Origin of the sequence: Angelakisella massiliensis (assembly GCF_900104675.1) — a bacterium.
GTDB lineage: Bacteria > Bacillota > Clostridia > Oscillospirales > Ruminococcaceae > Angelakisella > Angelakisella massiliensis.
Window position 1 is genome coordinate 302707 of the sequence record NZ_LT629944.1, and the last position, 25637, is coordinate 328343.

The 25637-nt window shown below is 46.7% G+C and carries 20 protein-coding genes; 10 read left to right on the plus strand and 10 right to left on the minus strand.

Features of this window, described 5'->3' with window-relative positions:
• The first annotated feature begins 76 nt into the window (after positions 1-76).
• Both BQ5383_RS01980 and BQ5383_RS01985 read left to right on the plus strand, forming a co-directional pair.
• Positions 77-1207, plus strand: a complete 1131-nt coding sequence (locus BQ5383_RS01980; RefSeq protein ID WP_071429104.1) for a DUF6076 domain-containing protein — start codon at positions 77-79, stop codon at positions 1205-1207.
• A gap of 16 nt (positions 1208-1223) precedes the next feature.
• Positions 1224-2417 carry a sigma-70 family RNA polymerase sigma factor gene (locus BQ5383_RS01985; protein ID WP_071429105.1) on the plus strand — a complete coding sequence of 398 codons (1194 nt, stop codon included), beginning with the start codon at positions 1224-1226 and terminating at the stop codon, positions 2415-2417.
• Between the two features lie 47 nt (positions 2418-2464).
• Here the strand turns inward: BQ5383_RS01985 and BQ5383_RS01990 are convergent, their stop codons facing one another.
• The 3 genes from BQ5383_RS01990 to BQ5383_RS02000 form a co-directional block, all read right to left on the minus strand.
• Positions 2465-8368, minus strand: coding sequence for a DUF4011 domain-containing protein (locus BQ5383_RS01990; RefSeq protein ID WP_071429106.1), 5904 nt, complete (start codon positions 8366-8368; stop codon positions 2465-2467).
• Between the two features lie 22 nt (positions 8369-8390).
• On the minus strand, positions 8391-8618 hold the full coding sequence (locus BQ5383_RS01995; protein ID WP_071429107.1) for a helix-turn-helix domain-containing protein: 228 nt from the start codon (positions 8616-8618) through the stop codon (positions 8391-8393).
• A 206-nt stretch (positions 8619-8824) separates the two neighbouring features.
• On the minus strand, positions 8825-9292 hold the full coding sequence (locus tag BQ5383_RS02000) for a hypothetical protein (protein WP_022132490.1): 468 nt from the start codon (positions 9290-9292) through the stop codon (positions 8825-8827).
• A 110-nt stretch (positions 9293-9402) separates the two neighbouring features.
• Between BQ5383_RS02000 and BQ5383_RS02005 the strand changes: the two genes are divergently transcribed.
• Positions 9403-9714 carry a helix-turn-helix domain-containing protein gene (locus tag BQ5383_RS02005; protein ID WP_040212661.1) on the plus strand — a complete coding sequence of 104 codons (312 nt, stop codon included), beginning with the start codon at positions 9403-9405 and terminating at the stop codon, positions 9712-9714.
• Positions 9715-9766: 52 nt separating this feature from the next.
• Here the strand turns inward: BQ5383_RS02005 and BQ5383_RS02010 are convergent, their stop codons facing one another.
• Entirely contained in the window at positions 9767-10018 is a 252-nt protein-coding gene (locus tag BQ5383_RS02010; protein WP_071429108.1) for a DUF6061 family protein, read from the minus strand.
• A 220-nt stretch (positions 10019-10238) separates the two neighbouring features.
• Here BQ5383_RS02010 and BQ5383_RS02015 point away from each other — a divergent pair, with 220 nt between their 5' ends.
• The 7 genes from BQ5383_RS02015 to BQ5383_RS02045 all read left to right on the plus strand — a co-directional run bounded on the left by BQ5383_RS02015 (position 10239) and on the right by BQ5383_RS02045 (position 18765).
• On the plus strand, positions 10239-11039 hold the full coding sequence (locus BQ5383_RS02015; RefSeq protein ID WP_235821916.1) for a DUF6329 domain-containing protein: 801 nt from the start codon (positions 10239-10241) through the stop codon (positions 11037-11039).
• A complete protein-coding gene (locus BQ5383_RS02020) occupies positions 11039-11776 on the plus strand; it encodes a hypothetical protein (RefSeq protein WP_071429109.1) in 738 nt (245 codons plus the stop codon). Before BQ5383_RS02015 ends, BQ5383_RS02020 begins: the two co-directional genes overlap by 1 nt.
• A gap of 180 nt (positions 11777-11956) precedes the next feature.
• Positions 11957-13009 (plus strand): hypothetical protein, encoded by a 1053-nt coding sequence (locus BQ5383_RS02025; RefSeq protein ID WP_083389784.1) that lies wholly within the window; start codon positions 11957-11959, stop codon positions 13007-13009.
• A 102-nt stretch (positions 13010-13111) separates the two neighbouring features.
• Positions 13112-14893, plus strand: a complete 1782-nt coding sequence (gene mobP3, locus BQ5383_RS02030) for a MobP3 family relaxase (protein ID WP_083389785.1) — start codon at positions 13112-13114, stop codon at positions 14891-14893.
• Between the two features lie 121 nt (positions 14894-15014).
• Positions 15015-16448 (plus strand): DUF3991 domain-containing protein, encoded by a 1434-nt coding sequence (locus tag BQ5383_RS02035; RefSeq protein WP_071429110.1) that lies wholly within the window; start codon positions 15015-15017, stop codon positions 16446-16448.
• A 249-nt stretch (positions 16449-16697) separates the two neighbouring features.
• Entirely contained in the window at positions 16698-18500 is a 1803-nt protein-coding gene (locus BQ5383_RS02040; RefSeq protein ID WP_420835663.1) for a type IV secretory system conjugative DNA transfer family protein, read from the plus strand.
• A gap of 10 nt (positions 18501-18510) precedes the next feature.
• Entirely contained in the window at positions 18511-18765 is a 255-nt protein-coding gene (locus tag BQ5383_RS02045) for a helix-turn-helix domain-containing protein (protein WP_071429111.1), read from the plus strand.
• 226 nt (positions 18766-18991) lie between these two features.
• Here the strand turns inward: BQ5383_RS02045 and BQ5383_RS02050 are convergent, their stop codons facing one another.
• The 6 genes from BQ5383_RS02050 to BQ5383_RS02080 all read right to left on the minus strand — a co-directional run bounded on the left by BQ5383_RS02050 (position 18992) and on the right by BQ5383_RS02080 (position 25015).
• A complete protein-coding gene (locus BQ5383_RS02050) occupies positions 18992-19885 on the minus strand; it encodes a hypothetical protein (protein ID WP_071429112.1) in 894 nt (297 codons plus the stop codon).
• 66 nt (positions 19886-19951) lie between these two features.
• Complete coding sequence (locus BQ5383_RS02055; protein WP_071429113.1) at positions 19952-20416, minus strand: DUF3879 family protein; 465 nt, start codon at positions 20414-20416, stop codon at positions 19952-19954.
• A gap of 70 nt (positions 20417-20486) precedes the next feature.
• Positions 20487-21632, minus strand: a complete 1146-nt coding sequence (locus BQ5383_RS02060; protein ID WP_071429114.1) for a hypothetical protein — start codon at positions 21630-21632, stop codon at positions 20487-20489.
• A 77-nt stretch (positions 21633-21709) separates the two neighbouring features.
• On the minus strand, positions 21710-22288 hold the full coding sequence (locus tag BQ5383_RS02065; protein WP_071429115.1) for an SLOG family protein: 579 nt from the start codon (positions 22286-22288) through the stop codon (positions 21710-21712).
• A gap of 126 nt (positions 22289-22414) precedes the next feature.
• A complete protein-coding gene (locus tag BQ5383_RS02070; protein ID WP_071429116.1) occupies positions 22415-22750 on the minus strand; it encodes a helix-turn-helix domain-containing protein in 336 nt (111 codons plus the stop codon).
• Between the two features lie 768 nt (positions 22751-23518).
• Entirely contained in the window at positions 23519-25015 is a 1497-nt protein-coding gene (locus tag BQ5383_RS02080) for a hypothetical protein (RefSeq protein WP_071429118.1), read from the minus strand.
• Between the last annotated feature and the right edge of the window lie 622 nt (positions 25016-25637).

Here is a 25637-nt window from a genome sequence, read left to right on the forward strand (position 1 = left end):
GCCGTTTTCAAAAAACATGACAAGGTCTTTGTTGTGTGCTATTATGAAAATAGAAAAACATGACAGGAGGGAGAAGATGGATCGGATCATCAACCATACGGTTTTATCGCTGGATTTCTGGCAGGACACCGTGACCTATGAGAGGAGTACCATGCCCACGGGAACCATTGGCTGCGAGGTGCTGAACATCCCGGACAGTACCATTGAAGAGCTGGATACTCCCTGCAATGTGCTGAACCAGCTGCTTCAGGGGATGAACACCGGTTCCGTGGATATGGAGCTGCTGCCGCAGGTGCAGCAGGCCGCTGGCGAGATCATCTCCTTTTTACAGGCCACGCCACCGTTCTCCCGCCTGAATCGAAGCTATTTTGAGCAAAAACTTACAGCCATCTTTTCCGAAGAATACATGGAAGATGCCAAAGCCTATTTGCAGCTCACCCAGCAGGAGCAGTTGATCTGTGCTTTGACTGGTCAGCACAGCAAGGCAACAATGCTCGTCCGAATAGCGCAGGTGTTGGGGCATTTGAGCTATTCTCTGGGGCAATACAAGGAGGCCCTGACGAAATTTGCAGAGCGGTTGGATGAACCAGGCTATGACCGTACCCCGGATGGTTATGCGGCAATGTTCGGTCAGTTCTTCAAAGGTGAGCCAACTCTGTCGCTGGATAACCCGGCCTGGATGACCCTGACCAATGCTTCAGTGCAGTATATAGCTGCTATTCGCCCCGGAAAGACAGAGCCGCAACTGGTCAAGCGAATACACTATGTTTCTTTTGTAGGAATGTTCCGTTCCGATCTGTTTGAGGGGCTTTGTGTGGGCCATGCGCCCAAGAAATGTCCCATCTGCGGCAGGTGGTTTCTCACCATTGACGCACGGCACACCAAATACTGCGGCGGGCTGGCCCCCGGTGACCAGCGGGGACGGACGTGCCGACAAATCGGCAATCTGAGAGGACGGGAGCAGCGGGAGCTTGCAGACGATCACCCCATTAAGGCCATTTATACCCGCCGTATGAACACCATTTTGCAAAGCACCCGTCGTGGAAAGCTGGATGAAGGAACGGCAGCAGCTATGAAAAAGCTGGCAAAAGATAAGATGCTCCGTGCGCTTTCAGATCAGCGCTATGCCAGCACTGTCTATGAGCAGGAAATGACCCAAGATGCACTGCTGAAAGCAGTACAAAAAACTAAGCAGCGAAACATCTGAAAGGTGGTGAGGGAAAATGGATACAGCGTGGACATGGGAGCTGCCCGGCTATTGTGCCAAATACAGCTTCCTAACGGAACCCAAGGGCTTGACCATGCGGGAAGTGGAACGCATCTTTCAGCTTGACCCGGAACCGCCTGCCCATGAAAATCTGAATGATTATATCATTAAGGCCGTACAGAGACGAGAACAGTGCTGGTTTTCCTTTTTTCTGCACCACTATGAGAACCGGCTCAATGGCCGTGTTCGCCGTTTCCTGCTGCGGGAAGGGCTGGATCGCTATGACCCGGAACGCTTTTTGGACTATAAAATGGGCTGTGTACTTGCCATGCTGGACTGTCTCCGGGAATACGATCCCGCACAAGGGGCAGATTTCCTGACCTATGCCTACCATTTTATCGGGAACGCCCTTTTGACCTGCCGGATGCAGGAGGAGGCCGGTTCCTTTGAAAATGTGGATGAGTACAAAGCTGTGCGTGGGCTTGCTTGGCTCTACAATCAATCCGGTCAGTCTGAACAGGCGGCGATCCAGAAATATGCGCAGAAACATAACTGCTCAAGTGAAACCGCAGCGAAGTTTTTGGCATTGGCCAAACAAAATCGAAGTCGTGTTCCGTTTTATCAGACTGTGCAGGATGAGGACAGCGAAGAAACCGGCGAGGATGTCAGCCGGGATGACCATTGGGACTATGCGGAGATTCTATGGAACGGCATCCAGGCTGAAGCTGTCCGAGAAGCGTTTGAAAAGCTGAATTACCGGGAGCAGACACTTTGGGAAAAGAGAAACGCCATCTGTATGACCTGTGGTAGGGTCAGTCCCATCAGCACCCGACTGACCTTTGAAGAACTGGCAGTCCTCTTTGAGGGCAGCACAGCCAGTGGTGCAGAACGGGCCTACCGCAAAGCTGTGGAACACTTGGCCTGTCTGCTGACAGAAGCCGGAGTGCTTCACATAATTCGCCTAAAACGCAAATCCCAGACCAAACGCAAAAAGAAAATCGCCGCCGCTGTCTACCTGTATCAGGTGGACAACGACGGCGAATGGGGTGAGGTTTCGTTTGATTTTGAGACCGAAACAACGGAGATCATCCGGCTGGCGGAATGGGATACGACGGTAAGCAAGAAATTTGCAAAACAAGCAATCCGTCATCTGCAAACTTCTCCAAGGCATAATCTTCCCAAGGATTCTGTAATCATACTTGAAGCATGATATAGCTCCCTGGATGAAAGCAAGATAGTTGAGTTTTGTCTTTGCTGTTATTTGGAGATACTTACTTTTCCTTCGATAATCTCAATTCGTTCTTGTTTTACCAACAGTTCAAAGGCTTCGTTGATTACAGAAGTAATATTTTGGGTCATTCGGTGGAAATTATACGCACGTGCAGTCTCCGCACAAAGAAGCTCCTTTGTTAGTCCAACGCTCTTGCTCAGAACCCTGTACATCGCTTCCGCCAATTCCTCGGTGGATATATGATTGATTTTTCGGCTATTAACACGAGGAGAGACTTTTGTATATCCAGCAGGGAAAAAGAAGTCTCCTTTGCGAATCAGCTTTTTACCCAGTTGTTGCAGCTGATAATCTACCTCCCTCTTTACTTTAACTGTTGCTTTTGTGTTTCCGAGCAGAGGGGCAAGGTGCTGGCAAATCAAATCATAATGGACAGGGTAAAGCCTGTTCACGATTTCCATAATGCAATCAGCTCCGGACAGATAGCCGCTGCTGTTGCGGGAAAGATGTGCAAAAGACACCTGTTGCTCCCCTTCAAAGCCATAAGGATTTTCTATGTCTTCTATAGAGACGGCCTTTTCTTCTAAAGAAACAAAGTCCTCGGCATCGACTTCCACCTTGGAAGACACGGTTTCATCAATCCCATAGTTTTTTAGAGCATCCTCGATGGCTTCAATCAGACGATTTCCTTCCGTAACCGGATCTTTGATCCAATCCGTGGACCAAATGCGGTAAATTTTCCACCCCATATTTTCCAAAACATCTTGCCTCAAACGGTCACGCTCTCGGGCTGTTTTGGCAGAGTGATATGCTGCTCCGTCGCATTCTATACCGAGAACATACTGACCGCTAATTGTGGGATGTTTTACCGCCATATCTATCCGGTATCCAGAGCATCCTACTTGCGTGGCCAGCTTGTAGCCTTTGCGATCAAGGAAGTCATACACCGCTTTTTCAAAAGGTGAATCGTGCTGTACAATATCACTTTCTGTCACTTCACGCTGCAAAGAATCGATTCCATTGATAGCAAAGTCGATGTAAGAGCGCAGAAGTTTCGGTCCTTCAGCGGAAACACGATCAACATCAATGTCGGTGGGCAGAATTGATCCTACCAACTTGACGTTGTATTTCGCACGTGTTATGGCTACATTCAGTCTGCGCTCACCTCCAGATTTGCTGAGGGGGCCAAAATTCATGCGGAACACACCTGCAGCATCTTTGGCATATCCAACACTAAAAATGATGGTATCACGCTCGTCACCCTGAACATTTTCAAGGTTTTTGATGAAGAAAGCGTCTTCCTTTTCTTCGTTGAAGAAACGCTCATACTGCTGATTTCTCAAGCGCATTTCTCGAAGCATTGTTTCAATGGCCTGTTGCTGCACTTCACCAAACGCAATTACCCCCAGTGAACGATTGGGATGCTTTTTGAAGTGCTCAAATACCAACTCAGCAACCCGTTTTGCCTCCGGCACGTTTCCTTTTTTTCCGCCACGATCATAGAAGCCTTCTTTTACATAAAAGTACTCTACACCATTATCTGGAACCCGATCCACATTAGAAGGGAACGTGATCAGATTATTGTGATAAATTTTTGCATTCGAGAAAGCAATCAGATGTTCATGACGGCTGCGGTAATGCCACAAAAGTGTACGTTCCGGCAATAGATTCGCTTCATCCAAGATGGATTCATAAGCAGCACTGTCGTCATCCTCTTCATCGTCCGTATCGTAATCGTCTGTATCCGAAGTGGACGCAGAGAAAAAGCTTGTCGGCGGCAGCTGTTTACTGTCACCAGCAATGACTACTTGTTTGCCACGAGCAATTGCGCCGATTGCGTTTTCCGTACATACCTGGGATGCCTCATCGAATATAACGGTATCGAATTGATAGGTATCTGCTTCCAGAAAAAGGCTAACAGACAGCGGAGACATCATCAGGCAAGGCTTTAGTACCAGCAAAAGATTCGGAATGTGACGGAATAATTTGCGGATGGGCATGATCTTTCTCTGCTTGCCGAGCTCACGTTTGAGTATTCCCACCTCGTCCATGCCGCTTGTGAATTTGTCCAGCAAAGGCAGATCGTTGATTAGTTTGCTCTTGATTCGTGCTTTTGCAATCTCAAACTGCATCCTGTCCAGTTCACAAAATTCACGAATCGTATTTTCCTGATTCAATCGTCTGAAATTCAGGACAGCGGGATACTCCGGCAATACCGCATCCAGCCACAGGCGGAAGAATCGCTTCTGGAAGATAGGGAGAATTTGGTATGGTTTGATTTTTTGTTCTTCGATTTGCTGAACATATTCGAAAAGACCTTCTTTTTCGCAATCTTTCCTGGCATTGACAAAATCAATCCACTCTTCCAGCAAAAACAAACCATTAGCACAGCGTTGAATACGGTTTGCCAACACTTGAAGATCCATTTGGGCATACAGCTCTGGCTCTCCAAATAGACTGAGGAACCATTGAAAGTCCTTGTCTGTTTCTCGGAGTGCATTGGCTATCGTTTCTTGATATGTGCCGCATTTCTTTATGATTTCGCCGCCAGAACAAATGCACTTGACAAACTCGTCATTGGGCTGATATTTGTCAATTTCTTTTTTGAATTCGATAGTCCAGTCAAGGGCATCTCGTATGTCTTGCCAGGATGTGGCCATGCCTTCGTAAAAGAAACCGTACTGCTCACGGAGATCAGCTTCCTGCAGATTCAACTCCTGCATCATGGCATCCATATCGACAAGAATGGATTGCGCCTGGATAAATGCGGTGTATGTTGTTAAAAGTGCATCTACCAGCTTAAAATCTGTGTTTTCATATTCAAATACGGCATCAAATACGAATATGAAGTGGGGGCATACAACATTACACTTTTCTCTTTCGGCGTCTAACTGTCTCAACGCAAGCAACACCTTTATTACAGCGTGTTCGGAAAGCTCTTCGGTGTCATTTTTGTAGTATGGTTGGAATACAGTTACCTCGTTTCGGATTTTCTGGCGAAAATCTGCAGTTTTTTGCAGTGCAAGCAGAACGAGTTCCCAGGAAGTATCAATTCCTTTATACCAGACGCCGTATTTTTCTGCCAGTTCGCTGTCTGCCGGATCAAAATCCTGTACAATTTCCATCATATCTGACACAAGGCGAATTGCTTCCAGAAGATTGGCATATGTGTCCAGCACCATGCTGATGTTTTGAAAATCGGTATCTTCATATTGGAAGCTATCCCCAAATGCCTCCATCAAATTCTTGCATTCACATCCCATGTCCTCTCGGGTTTGCCCAATATCCTGTAATGTTGTCAATGCAGCAATGATGGTTTTGTCATCGATTTTCTGGGAAACGTTTCTGTACAAAAGTTTCATTTGTCGCTGATCTGCATAGTAGCTGCCCCTCACATATTTCAAAATAGAGGTATACTGCAACTTATATCGAACCAGCATTTCCTGATAATTGACACCCAAAACTTCCTTTTCAAAATTCTGAAGCAAGTCAGATTGCATGGAATGAATTTTGTTCGCTTTCTGCTGTGCGCCTAAGAGTTCCTTTCTGCAAGCTTCAATCAGCTTTCCTGTGTCAATCGCCGACATTGCACTGTTCCCGGCAATAATTGCGTGCAATTTTTGCAGCTCTGCTTCCAGTGCTTCAAAAGTAACCAACTGATCAGCATTTGACGTCAACTGTTCCTCAGTAGCGGAAATTACACCATACAGCTTCTTGAGCTCTGCCGCTTTCTGCTGGAAGGTTTCCTTTCTTTGTTCATATGTTTGAGCATCACTGCTTAACTGGATTAGGTTTTCTGCTTGAATCCATTGCTCAGGGAGTAGATCATCTGGTCGGGAAACAACGCTGATACCCGGATAATAATTTTCTTGGAGAGCGTTTGTCAGAGAGCTATAGGCTTCGTGGTAACGAGATAAAACAACCTTATAATCAATCTCAAAGATGCCCTCGGCAAAGTCCTGAGAAATTTGTCCTTTTATTGCATTGATTGTCCATGCTTGTCCTTCAGCTATTTGACGTTCATTTTGAATGAGCGCCAAATTTTCACCCTGCTGCTGCATCCGTAAAAGTTCCGGAACACCCTCTGCACATTTGGAAAGTATCTCTTTGGCACCGCAGATTTTTTCCACACTGTCCAAATCGGCAAAAGTGTGAGGTTCCAGTTCGCAGATTCCCTGTCCATTGATTACTGCATACTGGGATTGCAGTTCAGCAAGTTTTCTGGCAAAGCCCGATGTTTTTTCTTCATATACCGAAATTCCGTTAAATAACGATATAACATTAGGTTCTGATATCCAACTATAAGGAATACCGGGAGATTTTTTGGCAACTGCCAGCAAATCTATTCCTTTTTTCAGATTTTCATAAGAACGCTCAAAAGTCAAATATACTGAGGCAAAAATATCGTTTGCTTGAGAAGCGCACCTGCTAAGACTGCTGGCAAGTGCGGGAAATCGTGCGCTTACATCATGCCGCAGCTCATTTGTGACAACCGGTACAATCGATCCACGCCAAGGATTACCATCAAAGTCTTCCGACATTTTCCCGATTGTGTTCTTAAAAGCGTTGAGCACATATAAATACCGACGATACTGTTCAGCAGAAGTGCTACGGATATCTGGTATACTAAATATAACATCTGGGTAATCATCAAGTTCGGCAAGCGTTCCATTGACTTGATAGATTGTCATATTGAGCGGACTAACTGTTTCAAAAATCTGTTCCGCATACTGGTTCAGCTTTTCTTTATCTTGGTACAGCGTCTCCAGTTTCATATATGCTTCATCGCTCAGCTGCGCTTTGTTGCGAGCAAGGCTCAGTGCTTTTCGCAACTGCTCAAGTACAGCTTTTTTATTTGCTTTATGACTATGCAGAACCAAACAAAAATCATCCAATCCGGCTGAGGTCAACCGCTTGTGTACGACATCCAGTGCGGCCATCTTTTCGGATACAAACAGCACCTTTTTCCCATCAGCTAAGCATTCTGCAATAATATTGGTGATTGTCTGACTTTTACCTGTTCCGGGAGGTCCCTGCAAAACAAAGCTAACACCTTTTTTCGCACACAGAATTGCCTCTTGCTGGCTGGAATCTGCGTCCACTACCTGAAACACATCAACGGGCTTTAGCTTTTTGTCAAAGTCATAGTCATTGAGCTCTTCCGGGATGTGTTGTGCTGCAGAAGTATCTCCTGCGATTGTACGCACGATAGGATTGGAAACAACATTTTCCTTGTTTCTGGCCAAATCTCTGTACATATTGATTTTCAAGAAAGAGAACAGGCTGAGTCCAACTTCAGGCGTTACCGTCCAGTTGTTGTTTTTTACCGCTTTCTGAACTGCATTCAGATAGTTTTGTAACCCGAGATCTTCATCAAATTCTGGGAAGGTCAATCCGAAATCGTTCTCCATCTTGTACTTTAATGCCGGATTTACCACAATTTCATCATCGGTCATTTGCAACACAAACGGAGAGGAAATGGACTCTACAGTCAGACTGACAGGGACAAGCAAAAGCGGTGATACGATTTGCTCGGTACTATAATCAGCTTCAGTCCATTTCAAAAAGCCAAAGGCCAAGTACAGGATATTTATGCCCTGTTCTTCTATCGCCATTTTCGCTTTATTTCGGAGATTTCTCAGAGTTCGCTGCAACTCTTTTACGTTCTGATTAGTTGTTACATCAGAAGATGTAAGGAAACCGTTGTCAATATCATATTCCACGTCCGTTTCTTCTTGGGGTTCACGATAATATGGGAATTCCAATGGATTGTCATTCTCCACAAAACTCTCCCAAAGCTCAAAAATTTCGGGAGTCTTGATAGATAGCGTAGACCGCTTCGTTTCACGATAATTGATAAGACGATTCCGCTTTCCTAAATCAAGTAATTTGTTCTTCCAAATTTCGACTTTTTGATCTATCCCTGCCGGCATCGTAGCCATCCTCCATTTTCTGTTATTCCAGATTTGCTCCCGCCTCTTTGCTGGGGGTTATTTCCATAATATCGCCTATATCGCAGCCAAGCGCCGTGCAAATTTTAACCAAAGATTCGGTGGAAACATTTTCATTTCTGCCTAACTTAGCGATCAATGCCGGACTGACACCAGACAGGCGCTGCAAGTCCTTTTTCTTCATGTCACGATCAATAAGCAACTTCCAAAGCTTTTTATAACTAACTGACATAATTGAGACACCATCCATGTAGAATAAACGCATTCAATATTATAACAAGAAAATTCTGTAACAGCAATATAACTACACGGATATGAAGAAAATTTTCGGAAAATCTAACGGATAACGCATAGGTGTTTGCTATACTGCGGGAACGGCATAATTACAGGTTCTTTTAGATGTAATCCATCGAGAGAGTTTACCTTGTTGTGTTTGATTTACCTGAAATCATTATGTGGTAAGGCTGTTACCTGGATTAACCCCTTGCCCTCTCTCTTCCTTGCATATTCGAGAAGATCTTTTGCATTGCTGGCGGGATGCCACGCATAGGCAATGAGGAAATCGGTATGATCGACCACATACCGATTTGCCCGAACAATGGCAACCTTGCGGGGTACACTTTCCATGCCTGGAGGATAATAAGTGCTGTCAAACCCATCTGGTACAGGAATAGGGCGCTCTGCTGGATGGTAAGGTAACAATAGGGTCAGTTCGACTTCTGGATGGTTTTGTTTTGCGGTTTTTACGGCTTTTGCCGCAAGACCGTCAAAACATCCATAACGACCAACAATAAATTCAGTAACACCGTAGCGGATTATATGCGTCTCAACAGCGGCGTAAAGTGATGGATAAATTTCTTCCGATGCTTCTCTATGTCCAATAAAGAAACAACTCTTCCTGCTCATTGCAATCAACTCTTTATAGTTGTGTATATCGTTAAAATTATACGATTAAAATGATTAAAAGGCAACGATAAACAAAAGTATAATTTACGAAGAACACAAGCAAAGAGGTGATGCAAGTGAAGGATATTCTCTCTGCCATAACCGCATATCGAGAGGATCGAGGCTGGACGGAGTATCAGCTTGCAGAACGCTCTGGTTTGCCTCAATCTACGATCTCCTCATGGTATCGCAAGAATATGGTTCCCACTATTCCGTCGTTGGAAAAAATCTGCATGGCTTTTGGCATCACGCTTTCTCAGCTATTCGCAGAAGAAGATTCACCGGTTACTCTGACTGATTCACAAAGGAAGCTGCTGGAACGATGGTCGAGATTGAGTGAAGAGCAACAAGCCGTAGTGTTTGCTTTGATTGACAAAATGTAAAAAAGCCGCCAGAAGCAGCATCGCATGGGTGTGCCTCTGGCGGCTTTGCTTATCAATCGAAATCTAACTGTGGAGCCTCCGTTACGGTTCGCAGGTATTCTTCCGGATCGCCATTCAAAATCAATTCCGCATAGGACAGCGGATCGTTGTAGATGAGCCAGTCCAGTTCAGACCGCTGGAAACGGCTATTTGCCACCTCATCCTCAACAGCGGTACAGTTAATAGAAATCATGCTGCCGTCAGAATATCTTAGTTCAACGCAGCCGGTATCCATGTTAAATTCACTGGAAAGTAATGTTTTCATAATGCTATCCTCCAATATTGGCTCTGTTAAGAAGAAAAACTCCCGTCTGATTCCTGTTAGGAATCAGACGGGAGTTTCGTATGCACCCGAAAACCGTCAGCTAACAGTTGATAAGTGATTTAGTTCCTTATCACTGTTAAGCCAACCGTTTCCGGGCTTTTTCAGCTCGAAAATTCGATGATGATTCCATAGCATCAATAATCTGAACGATGTCATCCGTGTGGCGGAACAGGTGTCGGACTACATTCTCATTCCCAATGTCAATTCAGATGTGACACTTGGCCGCTATGTCGCTGTTACCGGTCAGTTTCATGGTGATCCCAGATTCCCCGAAGCAGCTTGGCCCTACCTGGACTTCGCAAAAATCGGCGCAGAATACTATGCCGAGCATGGCGGTGCCTACACCCACGCCGGCTATGTACTCCGCAAGCAGGATGATGAACTTGTCAGAGAGAAAGCGTCGCAGATCCAGCTTGACCTCTCCTCCTCCCAAACGCAAGCGAGTGTATGCCTTCCGGCGACGAAGGAGGAATTGGAGCGAGTAAAAAGAATACTGGGAATCGATTGCTTTGCAGAGGCAGCGATAACCAAGGTATCGTTTGCGGCGCCCTACATGGACGAACATATCCCCACCACAGGGGTATGTGTGGAAGATGCAAACGAATTGGCTTGGGCCATTGAGGCGATGCAGCGTGAAGACGGTGAACTACTGAAATATCTGTCGGTTCTTTCTGTGGAGCAGCCGGGAACTATGCAAGAGGCGCTCCGCTGTGCCATGAATCTGGACGACTACGAGCGCATCACGGAGGACACTTACGAATACGGACAAATTGTCCTGCGGCGCATCGGTGCTGATGATGAGCTGATCGATACCATCGATGGATATATGGATTTTGAGAAGCTTGGCGAGGACGCCATGGCGGAGGACGGCGTCCGGCGAACCGAGTTCGGCCTTATCCGCAGATGCAGCAGTCCCTTCTCTGAGGAAACGCAGGCGTTAGGAATGGGAGGCCTTTCCTGATGACCCGCGAAACTGATTTGTTCCGAGTAAAGCTGGTGGCACACACCCTCCTCGATGTACAAATTCAACAGACTGCCTTTTCCCCGATGATTGTCAGCCACCCATTCACAAACTCCGGTATATCCGCTCTCCGAAACGAAGATGGAAGTCTTTCTATGGTCGACCTGGTGGACGATCCAGATAACTGCGCCAGATGGCGTAGTCAGGTCGGAGAACAAATTGACCATGCCGAAAATGTCCGAGAGATCTTCGCACTGCTCAACCCGCCCTATTATCTGACCTTCATCAAGTTTGCCACCCCGGCGCTTTCAGAGCGGGATCTTGGAATACTCTTATCCAGAGCATGGACGCAGGAGGAATGTCCCAATCAGGATTGTAATGTGAGCAAAGCTGAGTTGCTGGTGCTGTTTCAATCCGTTCCCCCGAAATATCTTATGGATGAGGAGGAACAACAGGTATATGACTCTCTGGAGGATGCTGTGACCGTATTCCGCGGCGTGACCCCGTACAACCGGAGAAACATCAAAGCACTGTCTTGGACATTGGATCGCCGAACCGCTGAGTGGTTCGCCCACCGGTTTGGCGAGGAAGGCACGGTTTACGAAGCGAAGATCAGGAAAGAGCATATCCATGCGTACTTTAACGGAAGAAACGAATCAGAGGTGATTGTAGACCCCAAATATCTGGAACAGCTCATGGAGTCTCCGGAGCCGCAATTTGATATGCAAATGACCTGAACAATATGGGAGGACTGTAAATGAAAAAGAAAATCATGATCACACTGGCATCTGTGGCAGCGGTGGGAGCCGCTGTTGCGGGCTACCTCCACTTTTCCGGCAGAACGCCTTTTGGCCATAGCTATTTCCGCTGAGTAGTGGTATGTTGTGTAGCTATACCAGCACGAAGGGAGTGAGAAAATGAGTAACAAAACGATTGCCGAGTTTTTGGAGCATCATAAACAGTTCAGCCAATTCAGGCCCGCTTCTCGTGAGGAAGCGGGTCTCTTTTATTCAGAGCCAGACCAGGCGCTGGATGAGACGCTGGGTACGGTGGGACATCTCCGCATGGACTTCGGCTCCGGCGGGAAAGGATTTTTCCATACCTGGTGGCCTCATAACGAAGACCAATTCAACACCGGGGAATTTAAGGATGACCTTCAGGAAGTTGTGGATGCCCTTCGTGCCGATGGTCCTCTAAAGGATCTGTCCGCAATGAGCACCTACTGTCATCAGAATGGTGGAGCAATTACGCAGGACGGCCGGAGTTATGGTTACATCGCAGAAACGAAGCATTACCGCTACTGTCTGCGCTGCACCCCGTCCCCCGGCGACTACCAAGGGTATCTCTACTGTTACGACTTGCGTCAGCAGCAGATGGCTCAGCAGAACAAGCCGGTTGGTCGAGTGACATTCGCCAGCGGTGAGCAGATGGAGTATCAGGATGGAGAAACATATCTGACGGCCATTCGGGAAGAATTACCTTATATGGCCACCACCGGATTCCGCTGCGAAACGCTGACGGATGACCCCGCCATCCGCAAGGCTGTGGATGACATTCTGCTGGACTTCGCCGGCGAAGCAAACCCTCGTCGGGAATGCAGCTACGGACTGACAGAAAAGGGCATGAAAGCGTTGCGGGATGCGGCTGACCCGTCGCTTCCGCACAGCTACAGCTGGTTTGTAATTACTGACTGCAATACCCAGGAGGAGCAGTTCCATCGGGATCTGACCTTGTCGGATGCCATTCGGATTTACAGTTCCAGCGTCCGGCCTGAAAAGCGCATTGGCGTCACGAAGGATGGCATCGCCACGGTAGACCTTGTTCACACACAGGACGGTGAGCAGAGGTTCTTCGAGGACTATCAGAAGATGAACAGCTTTAAAAATGATCCTGAAATTCTGGAGTCGGTAGACCACCTCCGGCAGGAGCTGGAGCTGCCCAACCAGGGCATGAGTATGGGAGGGATGTAAATGTCAGTAAGGATATCAAAAAAACCAACGGGATGATCTCCTTCAAGGATGCGGTGGAATTCCAGAAAGAGAAACCACAGTGATAAAAGGCGGTGACGCTCTGTGCCAAAAGTTATCTTCAAGTGTCCGCATATCAAGGGTGGCACAGAGCGTGCCGCCTCCCATCTGCAAAACTATGTGGAGTACATGTCAACACGCAAAGGCGTGGATAAGATCGACCCAAGTGAATCCGTGCTTCCAGCTACCAAGGGGCAGCGTCAAATGGTTGCGCAGATCTTGCGTGACTTTCCACTCAGCCGCGGAATGTTCGAGTACGAAGACTACCATGCGTCACCTACACGGGGGAATGCGTCCGAATTCATTACTCGTGCGCTGGAAGAAAACTATGACCGAATCGGAAAGCGTGAGAACTATCTCAAGTACATCGCTATGCGTCCTAACGCGCAGCGTATGGGTCCACACGGATTATTCACCGGCTCCGATGATCACCTCGTACTCTCACAAGTTGCGGACGCGGTAGCACACCATCCGGGAGTTGTGTGGCTGCCTATCATCTCTCTGCGTCGTGAAGATGCCGCTCGTCTCGGTTACGACAATGCGGAACGCTGGAAGGATCTGCTTTCTGGTTATGCCACAGAAATAGCGAAAGCAATGAAGATCCCCTGGGCCAACTTCCGCTGGTATGCGGCCTTTCATAATGAGTCTCATCATCCTCATATCCACATGGTCTGCTACAGCACCGATCCCTCCAAAGGGTTCCTGACCAAGCAAGGCATTGCGGACATCAAAGCTGGTTTGGCAAAGGAGATTTTTCATCAGGAGCTGACAGAACTCTATCAAAAGCAGACGCAACGCCGAGATGAATTGAATGTTGATACCCAGACCATTCTATGTGAGCTTATTGAGCAAATGTCATCCGGAACAATCCAGAACAAGCGCATTGAGGAGCTCATGAGCTACTTGGCTGACCGCCTGCGGTTTTTGTCCGGTAAGAAACAGTACGGATACCTCAAGGCACCTCTCAAAGCGGTTGTGGATGAGATCGTGGATGAACTCGCAAAGGATTCTCGTGTCGCATCCGCTTATGATCTGTGGTACGAGCTACGAGAAGAAGTCCTTCACACCTATAAGGATGATTTGCCAGAGCGGTTACCGCTCTCTCAGCAGCCTGAATTTAAGAAAATAAAAAATATCGTTATTGCGGAAGCAGCAAAATTAAGTGAGCGACAGCAAATATTTGCTCCCGACGATCAACAGGAAGTTAATCTTCCATCCACACAGGAGGATCTGCCTTCCTCCGACCAGCTTTCATTGTTGTTAAATGTTGAAACCGACGCTCCTCCAGAACCATTCCATAAGGAATCATCTGATGCAGGTGTGTACATGGATTGGAACGAAAGATATCGCAAGGCCCGACGCTGTCTGTTTGGAAGTAAAGATCAACCCCAGGATTTCAAACTTGCCTTTGCATTATTCGAAAAAGAAGCTCAAAAAGGTAATGCATTGGCCATGTATGATTTAGGCCGTATGCTCACGGATGGTCTGGGTCATGAAATAGATATGCAAGCTGCTCATGAGTGGTACGCTAATGCTCTAACTGCATTCCACGCTGTGGAAGAACAGAAGAAAAACCGGTATGCAGAATACCGTATTGGCAAGCTCTATGCCGCAGGACTCGGCTGTAAGCAAAACTATTACAAAGCGGCCCATTGGTTCCAGCTCTCTGCAAAAGAAGAATACAAATACGCACAATATTCCCTGGCTGGACTTATTCGCCGTGGATATGGTGTGGAGCAAAATGACCGATTGGCATTGGAGCTGTATACCCGTGCTGCACAGCAGGATTTTCCCTATGATAGGAGGTTTTTTCTTGAAAAAGCGTAAGGGTACCAAGTCTTCTGCTTATACACTGATACAAATCAAGCCCCGTCGTCCTGCTCAGGTACAGCAGGTTCGATACCATCGCAAGACGCGCAGCCGTCACCGCTGACATTGAGGTACTACTATGCCTTACATACATTTTACTGATGAACAAAAATTCCGCGCCAATTCTGTTGATCTGGTGGAATTCCTGTATCGGCAGGGGGAAAAGCTGATTCCGTCAGGCCGTGAAAAACGGCTGGCCTCTGACCACAGCATCACGGTCCGCGGGAATGAATGGTTCGACCATGCCACAGAACAAGGTGGCCATGCGATATCATTCGTACAGCAATTCTATAATCTGAGCTACCCAGAGGCCGTCAAGAAGCTCCTTGATGGTGAATGCGGCGTAAACTATACTCTGGCTGATCCTGAGCCTGCGGATGTGCCAAAAGAATTCTCGCTTCCGCCGGCGAGTTCTACCATGCGACGTATGTATGCATACCTGCTTCAGCAACGATTGATAGCTTGGGATGTGATCAACGCCTTTGCGAAAAAAGGGCTGATCTACGAAAGCTGCGAAAAGTCAAAGGACCAGACAAAAGAATACCACAATGCTGTGTTCGTTGGATTTGATGAACATGGCGTTGCCCGTCACGCACACAAGAGAGGGATCTATACCCAAGGAAAAAGCTTCCGTGGAAATGTGGTTGGATGTGATCCACGATATAGCTTTCACTGGACAGGTAGCAGCAACAAGCTCTATGTATTCGAGGCTCCCATTGACATGATGGCGTTCATCACCCTTTATCCGGATGACTGGCAGAGCAACAGTTATGTAGCCTTATGCGGTACCGCTGAGCATGCCATGCTGTGGATGCTGGAGCAGAACCCGCAGCTTGAAAAAGTGATCCTTTGCCTGGATCATGATGCGCCAGGGATTGAGGCCACCGGCCGACTCACTGATATTCTTCATGAACACAGTTATTCGATGGTAGCTCCGCTCCAATCCGCCCACAAGGACTGGGACGAGGATCTGAAAGCGCAGTGTCGCATGGCTGCCCAGCCTGCAGAGGAGCATCCGCAGGCAGTTGTCAAAGGAGAAATCTGCAATCGCATCGGTGAAAAATGTACCAGCATACAGGCCGACCGTGTACCCCGGCAGATACTGGATCTTCTCCGGCAGTATCGAAGCCATCTCCAAGGCGGAAGAACCGAGCAGGCTATGGATATCATGGAGCAAATGTCTGCCAGCGCACTGTCTGTGGTGCTTCAAGAGTGTAAGCAACTGGGTTCGCTGGTCGCAGTAGATAAGGCAGCTCTTCTCCTTCAAGATCAAATCCTGCCCCACCAGAATAGAGGGGCCATTCATAATCGCACCGATAGGATTGCATCTGAAATACAAGGTGTGCTGAGCAAGGCGCAGGCAACAGGAGTCCGCAGCGTAGACCAGAAAAAAGATATTGCCCGTGCATGGCTTAATCTGGCCATATCCTGTGCGAAAATTCCGGTTAAGCATGCTGCCGATCAGCTTGTCATGGATCAGAAACAACAAGTTGAACGTGGGCAACGGATGTGAGGTAGCCTTATGGAAACAGAAGGGGGACAGATCACTAATCCGTCCCCCTTCTTCGGAACAAATTCCTTTTTCGGTTTCTATACCCCTCCCGCCCCCGTTTATCAGCGAGGCGGACAGTTTCCTTGCCGCAGTCTGGACAATGCTCTGGATTCTCTTGTGACTAAAATAAAAAGTAGCAATGATCACATGTATAAATCAATGTAATCACCTCATCCAAAAGTGAAAGGAGGAAACCTATTGTCTTCCATTATGATTTTGATCGCGGTCTCCGGAGCAATGTTCCTGGTGATCGGCGGTCTTGCTTTTGTTTCGAATTTTTATACCTTGGATGGAATCAAATCCCGAACAGTGGGCGATGGACAGCATGGTAGTGCCCGCTGGGCGACCAAGCAGGAAATCAAATCCACCTACGCACATATTCCCTTTGAGCCGGAACTGTGGCGACAGGGCAAAAATCTACCGACAAAGCAAGGGCTGATTGTTGGGTGCGAAGGCCCAAAGGGACATGTCACTGCACTGGTAGACACCGACGATATCCACGCGCTCGTCACGGCAGCCAGCGGTGCCGGTAAGACTGCTTTTTTTCTTTACCCCAATATCGAATATGCGCTTGCCACCGGTATGTCTTTTCTCTGCACAGACACCAAGGGCGATCTGTTCCGAAACTATGCTGGAATTGCGAAAGACAACTATGGCTTTCACACCTCGGTTATCGATTTACGAAACCCTCTGAAATCCGATGAGGATAATCTGCTTCATCTCATCAACAAGTACATGGATATCTACAAGGCGGACCCCAGCAATCTGGCCGCAAAAGCCAAATCAGAAAAGTACGCTAAGATTCTTGCCAAAACGCTGATCAACACCAGCGGTGGTGACAGTGCCCAGTATGGTCAAAACGCCTTCTTTTATGACTCAGCAGAAGGACTGTTGACTGCCATGTTTCTGCTGGTGGCGGAGTATCTGCCCACTGAAGATGCGGACGGCAACCCAATTGAGCAGCGGCACATTGTGTCCGTCTTTAAATTGGTACAGGAGTTGCTGGCTCCCAGCCGTGTGAAAGGCAAGAATCAATTCCAGCTTCTGCTGGAGAAGCTTCCGGAAAATCACAAAGCCAAGTGGTTTGCCGGTTCCGCACTTAATACGGCGGAACAGGCTATGGCCTCTGTTATCTCCACTGTACTCTCCCGGCTGAACGCCTTCCTCGATTCTGAAATGGAACAGATCCTTTGCTTCGGAACTTCTATTGACGCGGAAGTTTTCTGTAATGAAAAATCTGCTATCTTCATTGTGCTTCCCGAGGAAGACCAGACCAAGTATTTCATGGTATCCCTGATTCTGCAGAACCTGTACCGGGAGATCCTCACCGTCGCAGATGAGAACGGTGGTCGACTGAAAAATCGTGTGGTTTTCTTTGCGGATGAGCTGGGTACCTGCCCGCCCATCCAGTCACTGGAGCTGATGTTCTCAGCATCCCGTTCCCGAGGCTTAATGCTTGTTCCCATCGTTCAGTCAATCACCGGCCAGCTTCAGAAAAACTATGGTCCCGAGGGTTCGCAAATTATTGTGGACAACTGCCAAGTGAACCTGTATGGAGGATTTGCTCCTGCCAGCAAGACTGCTGATGAGCTCTCCAAATCTCTCGGCAGCCGAACTGTAATGTCTGGTTCTATTAGCCGAGGGAAAAACGATCCCTCCCAGAGCCTTCAGATGATTGAACGCCCCCTTATGACCCCCGACGAACTCAAGTCAATGCGTAAAGGAAGTTTTATCGTAGCAAAGACAGGCGTCCATCCAATGAAGTCTCAACTCCGTCTGTTCCTGGATTGGGGTATCCGCTTCGGAACACCATATGAGATGCCGGAGAAGGCGCAGCGGCCAGTAGCCTATGCAGACAAGCAAACCTTAGAAGAAAATATCATCCGAAGCCAGTACGCCTCTCAGATTGAGGATGATGATCCGGGTTCCGACTCGATGGCTGGTGGAGTTACTCAAGGAATGCAGGCAGGGGCTGATCCCAAGCGCCCACGGCCGATGATTCGTACACAGTAAGGAGGTGCCTATGAGTTACTATAGCCTTATCTATTCTTCTGATCTGGAGCATCGCGCCAGGACAGTATACATGTACCTCAAGGATCGCGCCGATTTAGATGGCCGCTGCTGGCCGGCAATCAAAACGATTGCAGCAGATCTTGGATTGTCACGGTCAACGGTCAAGAGGGCTCTGGATGATCTAATCCGCGTCGGACTGCTCGAAAAAGAACCACGCTGGAGGGAGAATGGGAGTTACACATCCAATCTCTATCGGCTCACCTGATCAGAAAAAGAAAAGCAGACTCTTCCCACCAAGGGGAGAATCTGCTCTTTTGATGAACTGAGGATAGGTTCATGGTGAACCACCCAGAAGGGAACACTCTATAATTTTATTTAATTCAGAAAAGAACAAATTCTATCACTACAACACTTAACAACATATACAGAATGTGAAATAAGCAAAGAATTGCTGTTATGAAACAGCGGCAGAATTTGTATGGTGACTGAACTCACATTTCCAGCAAAGGTTCCTTCATCAACCGCTCAATCATCAGTTTCTGGATATTCATTTCTTCGGTATGATCAAAGTATGAATTTTGGGGGTCGGCCCAAGAATCCAAATAGCCTTTGTATTTTTCTCCGTATCCCCGTTCCTGTAAGATGCTGTAAATGTTATCAACACCCTGCTGAAGCTCATCTGTTACCCCATGCGCCTCGGATAATACACGGTCAATTTCAGAATAAATATCCGATGCAGAAGGGTCGATGGTCCAGTTGGAAGGATCTTTTGCGGCAAATGCGGAAAATGTGTCTTCTCCCAACACGTTTTTTAGAGTGCGGTCAAGTCTATCGTTAGAAAAAAATTCGCTGTATCGGTTCTCGTTAATATGAGCGATCCCGTCTTGAAGGAACTGCTCTCTGTCCTTTTGGGCTTTCTCATAAGACGAAAGAACGCTTTCCATGGTCTGTCCTTCTGATAATGCAACCTTTCCATCCAGAATATCCTGATAGCCTTGGATGGTTTGATCCCATTCCTGCAACTGTTCCTTGAAGTCCGAAAGTTCTTGCTCATATCCTTCAGATATTGTCAAGTACATCTTGGTATTATGCAAATATAGTTCCAACACGCCGGTTGGCAGTTCTTCCAAAGGAGTGGCTTCATTGGTTTTTACATAGGTGTCTCTGCGAATTTGCGCAGACTTGGACAAATCTTCTAACCGCTCATCACTTGTTTGATTGGCCACAATCTGGTTTGAGACCTTTTGAAGTGCTGTTTGAGGTTTTTCGGCGGTCGATAAAATACCAGAGTTTGCAGCAAACAGATTGCGGTTTTGAAAAACGCCGTTGTTTTGAAAAACACCGTTGTTACTCAAAAAGGAAAACGCCGTATTTGATAGGTACATTATTCCATCCTCCCCACATGGCTGTACACACCCTGTTAATATGAATTTTAACTGCACAATAAATGTTTATGCTTTCATATCCATAGTCCCTTGCTTGTATTCCTCCAAAATACTGGTATCAAACTTTTGACCAATCTCCCAGCCGGGAATACGGGAACGGACAAAATCATAGAGACGATAGGCCTCATCCCTGTGCATTTGATTCAATGTCCAGCCAGCATTGGCGCGGTCTGAGACGGGGACTTGCTTATAATAGGACTTGATGAAATTTCCCAAGTCGTTGCCGTCAGGCCCAGACATCCCATAATACTTTTTCATGTGCTCCAAAGCTATATCCCGTACCGCCTGCTCTGCTTCTTTGGATACGGGGATGATGTGAAAGTCCGCTGCGGTCATGCCTGTAATATCCAGTCCGTCATCAGGCGCATTAGGATCTGATACCGCAGCACCGTTTGGATACTTTGGCTGTGTGACCCCACGCTGATACTGATCTGCGTTCATCAGCATACGCGCCATATCTGTGATGGTCATGCTGTTTCATCTCCTTTTACACATAAAACGGCTGGCAAAAGATAATGAACAAAAAGACACTTCTCTCAAATCATCTAATTGCCGACTGAATATATTTGATCAGAGCTGCCGTATCTCCAGCGATGCCCAAATAGGAGTCGGAAAGGTTATATTTTTTCCCAAACTGCTGCACAAGGGTGCGCATATCGGAGAGCTTTGCGTTGAAGTCCGCCATAAAAGCGTCCTTGCTGCTGCAATCCAGATTGGCAAACAGGTCGGAAATTTCAAGGCCGGTATGAACGGAATCATTTTCCTTCTGCGACCAACCGATTCCGCCGTAGCCACTGTTCATGCTATTGTTTAGCTTTTGAACATTTTGGATGCTTTTTTCATAAAGCCGCCCGATGCCATCTGCAAACATATCTCCTACCGCACCATAATCTTTGCCATAGTATTCAGCGATAGATTTTGCAAGCCCTTTCTGAGCGTATGCAAACGAGTCCATTTGACCCACGGAGGTTTGGTTCAAAACCCCCTCCAAGTCCTTACCCAGCGATTGCAGCTCAAATAACTGGCTTACGCCAATTTCCGAACCGCCAATGGTCAATTTCGTCTGGACACTGCTGAGATCGATCTCTTTGCCATCCTTGATCTGCTGGGCCAGCTCCAGCACTACATCTTCCATCTGATCCTGCATGGCGGCAACATCTTTCTCCGTGTAATTGCCATTGGTCAGAAAATCCAAGGTGTCACGGACAAAACCTTCATCTTGAATATCCCGAAAACGGAAGGTTTCATTTTCACCCAATGTACTGTACTTTTGGGCGGCCTCCTTTAGAAAATCCGTGGTGTGATAAAAGAAACCATGGGTAGCGGCCCCTTCGGCAGCACTCCGGTTAGCCTCATCGGGAAATGTGATAAACTGGCCGTCTGCTCCGATCCGGGATTCCACTTTAATTCCGCCCCACAGGTTTCTGACAATCGTTTTCCCATCTTCATCCACTTGTGGTTCGTCAGAAAACATACCTTCAGGATATTCAGGGGTAATATCACGGATATTGCTGTCACTAAAATCTACGGTATCGAAAGAGGGTGGGGAAAGACGCGCTTGCTCGCCGGTAGTTGCCTGTGTATTTCCTTGACCGGATTGGGTGCTTCCTTGTTTATATACAGTCCACCCGCTGTTGACCAGTTCAGACGAAAGCTGACCGTTTATATTTGGTACTTGCCATGACATAATATAATGCAACCCCTTTCACGAATTATATGGTACTACTCTACCAATATTATCGACCCATTTGCTAAAAACTTAAGTTATCCCTCATAGTTGACATCGAGTGAATTTGGATCAATAATCCAAATCGTCCTACCTTGCGACCTCGCATATTGTACTGTGGAGCCGGTTCCGCTTGGCGTCCCGTCCCAAACAGCCAGCAACACATCAGACTGGTCTACCATATAGCGATTCCGCTTTTGCATACAATCTGGTGTGTATTGTGTTTGAAGCATGGTTTCTTTGTCGCATTGCTCTGCGATTTTGAAATACCGATCTCTCAACGACTCAGACCATTTGGCAGCTTGTGTCTCGCAGGGAATCGCGCTCTCCAGTGTGATGTGTGGATACTTGGCCTTTAGATCAAGAACAATTTCGGCGGCATACATATCAACGCCGATAGCCATCCCGGAAATGAAGTGTGTAACATTGTGCTGTTCGATCAGCTGAACTATGAGTTTTCGGAGTTGTTTCTTAAGTGCGATACATCGCTTGTCGGACTCGTTGAAGCGGAATGGAAGATTCTGTGGCCTATGGCCTGTAAAGGCACATGTACGCCCACCTGGGCAGAAAGTGGATGGTTTCGTTACACCAAGTAGTTCAACAAGTTTTTTAATCATGCCGCACGCCTCCTGTGTATTAGAAATTTATTCTATAACGCTAATACATAGTATAGCATACACAGAAAGATTTATGTCGAAAAAAGTCGATGGGCTACAAGATTCCCTTGCAGCCCACAAAATCAATCATTTTAACTTCTTCTTCGCTTGCTGAACCATCAGCTCTACGATTTCCAAGATGCGTTGCTGCTCCTCCGGGGGAAGTTGCTTCAACTCCTCTGAAAGCTGGCCACCCCGGTATTCATTGGAGTGTGTAATGACATCGCAAAAAATTGCATCTGCGGATACTTCAAGTCCGTTGATAATGGCAATCAACTTTTCACAGCGAGGAAATGAAGCGCCTCTTTCAACGGTGGAAATATAGTTTGTTGTCAAGCCCAGCCGCTCTGCAAACTGGTCTTGCGTCAGGCCCAATTTTTCACGACATTGTTTGATCCGCTCACCTATGCGTTTATCGATCATACGGTCTCCACCGCTCCTTTCTATGTCGTTAAGACATAGTATACGGAGCAGCGAGAGACACATACAGAAACGCTAATACACTATCACTGTATTAGCGTTTGAGATTGCAAGAAAATCAACCTAAGAATCATTTCGTTATGGTGAACCTCCTTTTACTCATGAATCTCGAAACGCTTTTAGCATTCTGCGTCTAATTTCGAGAATCTATCACAGATGACTGATCAATATCATTTACGCAGTAGGTCATCAATACATGACCCAAGTCATCCGCAACACGCCGGATTTTTTTGAAAGACAAACTATATAGCTGGATCACGCTGTTTTCTTCTGCTCCATGCTCTCCAAGCCACTCTGCGATGGATTGCGAAAAAGTCTTGATTGCCGGAACCTAATCCGCTTCAAGATGGGTTCCCCTGTATGGATCAAATCGGTAATAGCATTCATAATTCGTGAGTTCGTTGCTGACATCGTACAAGAAACAATCACCAACATTGGGCATCTGTTTACCTCTTGACCGATAAGGTAGAATAAGTCGCAAAAATGAAAAGAGACATGGTTTGCAGATCTCTGGTAGAATGAAGTGGCGACACACCATCCTGAAAGGAGATAGCAAACCATGTCTGTGAAGATCGTACAGCTAAACGAGGAAGTTATCAAGGGACAGTTCAAGGAACTTATGCGAGGCAGCGTAGAGGAAACCCTCAACGCACTGCTGGAGGCCGAGGCGTAAACTGATTGCGCAAAACGCTTGAGCTGTTGACACTACCTTTATCTTTTATCTTCCTTCTCATAATTATTTAAAAACTCCAAAATTTCAAAGCGGGAAGGCGAATTAGAAAAGCCGCTGGAAAAGAAACTTTTCAGGTCGCGGAACAGTGTTTCTGAATCGAATTGCCATGCGTAAATTGCGTCCCATTCCGCTTCTGTCAGCTGGCTATGAGGATTGGGATTTGATGCGCTCATTTTGTCCAGCAGTCCCAGATTTTTGTACACATAGTCGTAAGTAATGTGACTATTCATTGAACTCAGATAATCCGATGAAGCTTCCCGGCCTAATTCATTCATGTAAACTAAGGAATGCTGCAGCTCACCCTGCATATTCAAAAAGTCGATGTAAGAGGTCTTGCCTTGATACTTGCTGTAAATTGCCTGCTTCTTCTCTTCAAAGCTCATCCCGCTGTAGCCCAGTGGGGCACTTTGGATGTCTGAAATACGCTGCATAATATAGGTATCATCCCGATCGTAAAACTCTCCCTCTTCCAATAAGCCCTGCTCATAGAACTCCTGAAAAAGCGGATGAATTACAGCCTCTCCAGTTTCCTCATAAAATTGATTGGAAATATCATCCCAACCGTTGGCTAACGGTCCCATAGGACATATAATTGCCGGTAAGTTTCCGCCAAAGGCATCATTATAGCGGTTCCATATTGTGGTGTATATGTCTTCGTAAGACATACCCGTATAGTCGGAGACGCTTGCAATCTGCTTTAGCTTTTCCAATTTTACTTCTACGGAGTCGCCGGGCAATATGGTTATATTCGTTGGGATCGCATTAGTGGTAGCAGCGGATTCAATTTTTACAGGCGCCTCTGCCGCACGTGCATGGAACAGTTCTTGAAACGTATGATTGGGCTGGGTAATAGCCGTGTCCTTCCGAATCGACTGCTGGCCTATAATCCGACCATTCCCTATTCTATTAATCTCCATTGTCGGCTCCCCCTTTTCCGGCACATTCTCCTGAATTTGATTGAAAATTTTTGAAAGGCGGTCATAAGAGTCCGACGTCATGCGGGTACTGTTGATTGCTTCGCCTTGGCTTGACATAAAATTTCTGCAAGTGTTCGCACAATTTTGCAGAAGTTCTGCAAAGTCCGTCTGCTCTTTTCCCCGAGGCCAGCCATCTGCCTCCGTATATGCTGTTTTACCTTTGGTATCGGTGTATGGAATCATTCCTCCATATCCAACACTGAAGTCCTGGGGCGTAATAATGCCCATATCCCTCAACTCACGTAACAGACTACTGTATTGGTTGCGTGTCATATTTGTAATAGTGTACCTGCTTCTTAAACTGTGTGCAGTATCAGCTGTCATTGGCTTTAGCAGCTTCTCTATATTTAACCCCTTGGAATCATCTGGCTGTGAGGCGTAAACATCTGTTCTGCTAATTGAAGGGAAATGAGTTATTTCTTTTGTCTGATAATGTGTATTTTTTGAAACAAATAAACTTTGGTTTATTCCAAATGTAGTGCCGTTAACCATAGCCATTACTTGGTATCCTCTCTTTCGGCTAAACATATTATATTTACTTCAAAAAGTAACATCTGTCTCAGTCACGCTACAACCTTGTGCCTGACACTCATCTTCTATCGGTCATTTGGGCTGGGACTTCTAAACTGTAAGCAGCGCAAGCAAAACGAACCCTTTCATATTTTTGTTATTATCATTGAGGACTCCACGGCCAGGGGCAATCTTACGCCGGAAGGGTCGTGAATCTGAAATCGGCGAGAGGACTGTTCCCACTCTCTCCAGGCTTCAACACCAACCCCAAAGTGGAACCTTGCTGTCACCGTCTCACAGCTGTCAGTTGCACAAGGTCTAATCAACTCATCCAAACTGAAAGTCTGGATGTAAACTGTCTCCCCGGCCCCATTGATGGAGGCCATCACCTCTGGCTGTTGCTCCACTGGCTCTGCCACAAAAGCAGGAATGGACAAGGCCATAACCATTGAGAGCGCCAACAGTATAGAAACGACTTTTTTGGACTTCTTTATATGAGTGACCTTCTCTAAAAGATTTCCTCAATTTATATATCGGTAATTTTATCTAAAAAGTAAGAAACACATCCACACTTTTTCTGTTGTTTTTAGAAGCATGGTAAAATAAGTCG

What these genes read in the sequence shown, in the direction of transcription:
- BQ5383_RS01980 (WP_071429104.1), top strand. Translation starts at nt 77, where the DNA reads ATGGATCGGATCATCAACCATACGGTTTTATCGCTGGATTTCTGGCAG.
- BQ5383_RS01985 (WP_071429105.1), top strand. Translation starts at nt 1,224, where the DNA reads ATGGATACAGCGTGGACATGGGAGCTGCCCGGCTATTGTGCCAAATAC.
- BQ5383_RS01990 (WP_071429106.1), bottom strand. Translation starts at nt 8,368, where the DNA reads ATGCCGGCAGGGATAGATCAAAAAGTCGAAATTTGGAAGAACAAATTA.
- BQ5383_RS01995 (WP_071429107.1), bottom strand. Translation starts at nt 8,618, where the DNA reads ATGTCAGTTAGTTATAAAAAGCTTTGGAAGTTGCTTATTGATCGTGAC.
- BQ5383_RS02000 (WP_022132490.1), bottom strand. Translation starts at nt 9,292, where the DNA reads ATGAGCAGGAAGAGTTGTTTCTTTATTGGACATAGAGAAGCATCGGAA.
- BQ5383_RS02005 (WP_040212661.1), top strand. Translation starts at nt 9,403, where the DNA reads ATGCAAGTGAAGGATATTCTCTCTGCCATAACCGCATATCGAGAGGAT.
- BQ5383_RS02010 (WP_071429108.1), bottom strand. Translation starts at nt 10,018, where the DNA reads ATGAAAACATTACTTTCCAGTGAATTTAACATGGATACCGGCTGCGTT.
- BQ5383_RS02020 (WP_071429109.1), top strand. Translation starts at nt 11,039, where the DNA reads ATGACCCGCGAAACTGATTTGTTCCGAGTAAAGCTGGTGGCACACACC.
- BQ5383_RS02025 (WP_083389784.1), top strand. Translation starts at nt 11,957, where the DNA reads ATGAGTAACAAAACGATTGCCGAGTTTTTGGAGCATCATAAACAGTTC.
- BQ5383_RS02035 (WP_071429110.1), top strand. Translation starts at nt 15,015, where the DNA reads ATGCCTTACATACATTTTACTGATGAACAAAAATTCCGCGCCAATTCT.
- BQ5383_RS02040 (WP_420835663.1), top strand. Translation starts at nt 16,698, where the DNA reads ATGATTTTGATCGCGGTCTCCGGAGCAATGTTCCTGGTGATCGGCGGT.
- BQ5383_RS02045 (WP_071429111.1), top strand. Translation starts at nt 18,511, where the DNA reads ATGAGTTACTATAGCCTTATCTATTCTTCTGATCTGGAGCATCGCGCC.
- BQ5383_RS02050 (WP_071429112.1), bottom strand. Translation starts at nt 19,885, where the DNA reads ATGTACCTATCAAATACGGCGTTTTCCTTTTTGAGTAACAACGGTGTT.
- BQ5383_RS02055 (WP_071429113.1), bottom strand. Translation starts at nt 20,416, where the DNA reads ATGACCATCACAGATATGGCGCGTATGCTGATGAACGCAGATCAGTAT.
- BQ5383_RS02060 (WP_071429114.1), bottom strand. Translation starts at nt 21,632, where the DNA reads ATGTCATGGCAAGTACCAAATATAAACGGTCAGCTTTCGTCTGAACTG.
- BQ5383_RS02065 (WP_071429115.1), bottom strand. Translation starts at nt 22,288, where the DNA reads ATGATTAAAAAACTTGTTGAACTACTTGGTGTAACGAAACCATCCACT.
- BQ5383_RS02070 (WP_071429116.1), bottom strand. Translation starts at nt 22,750, where the DNA reads ATGATCGATAAACGCATAGGTGAGCGGATCAAACAATGTCGTGAAAAA.
- BQ5383_RS02080 (WP_071429118.1), bottom strand. Translation starts at nt 25,015, where the DNA reads ATGGCTATGGTTAACGGCACTACATTTGGAATAAACCAAAGTTTATTT.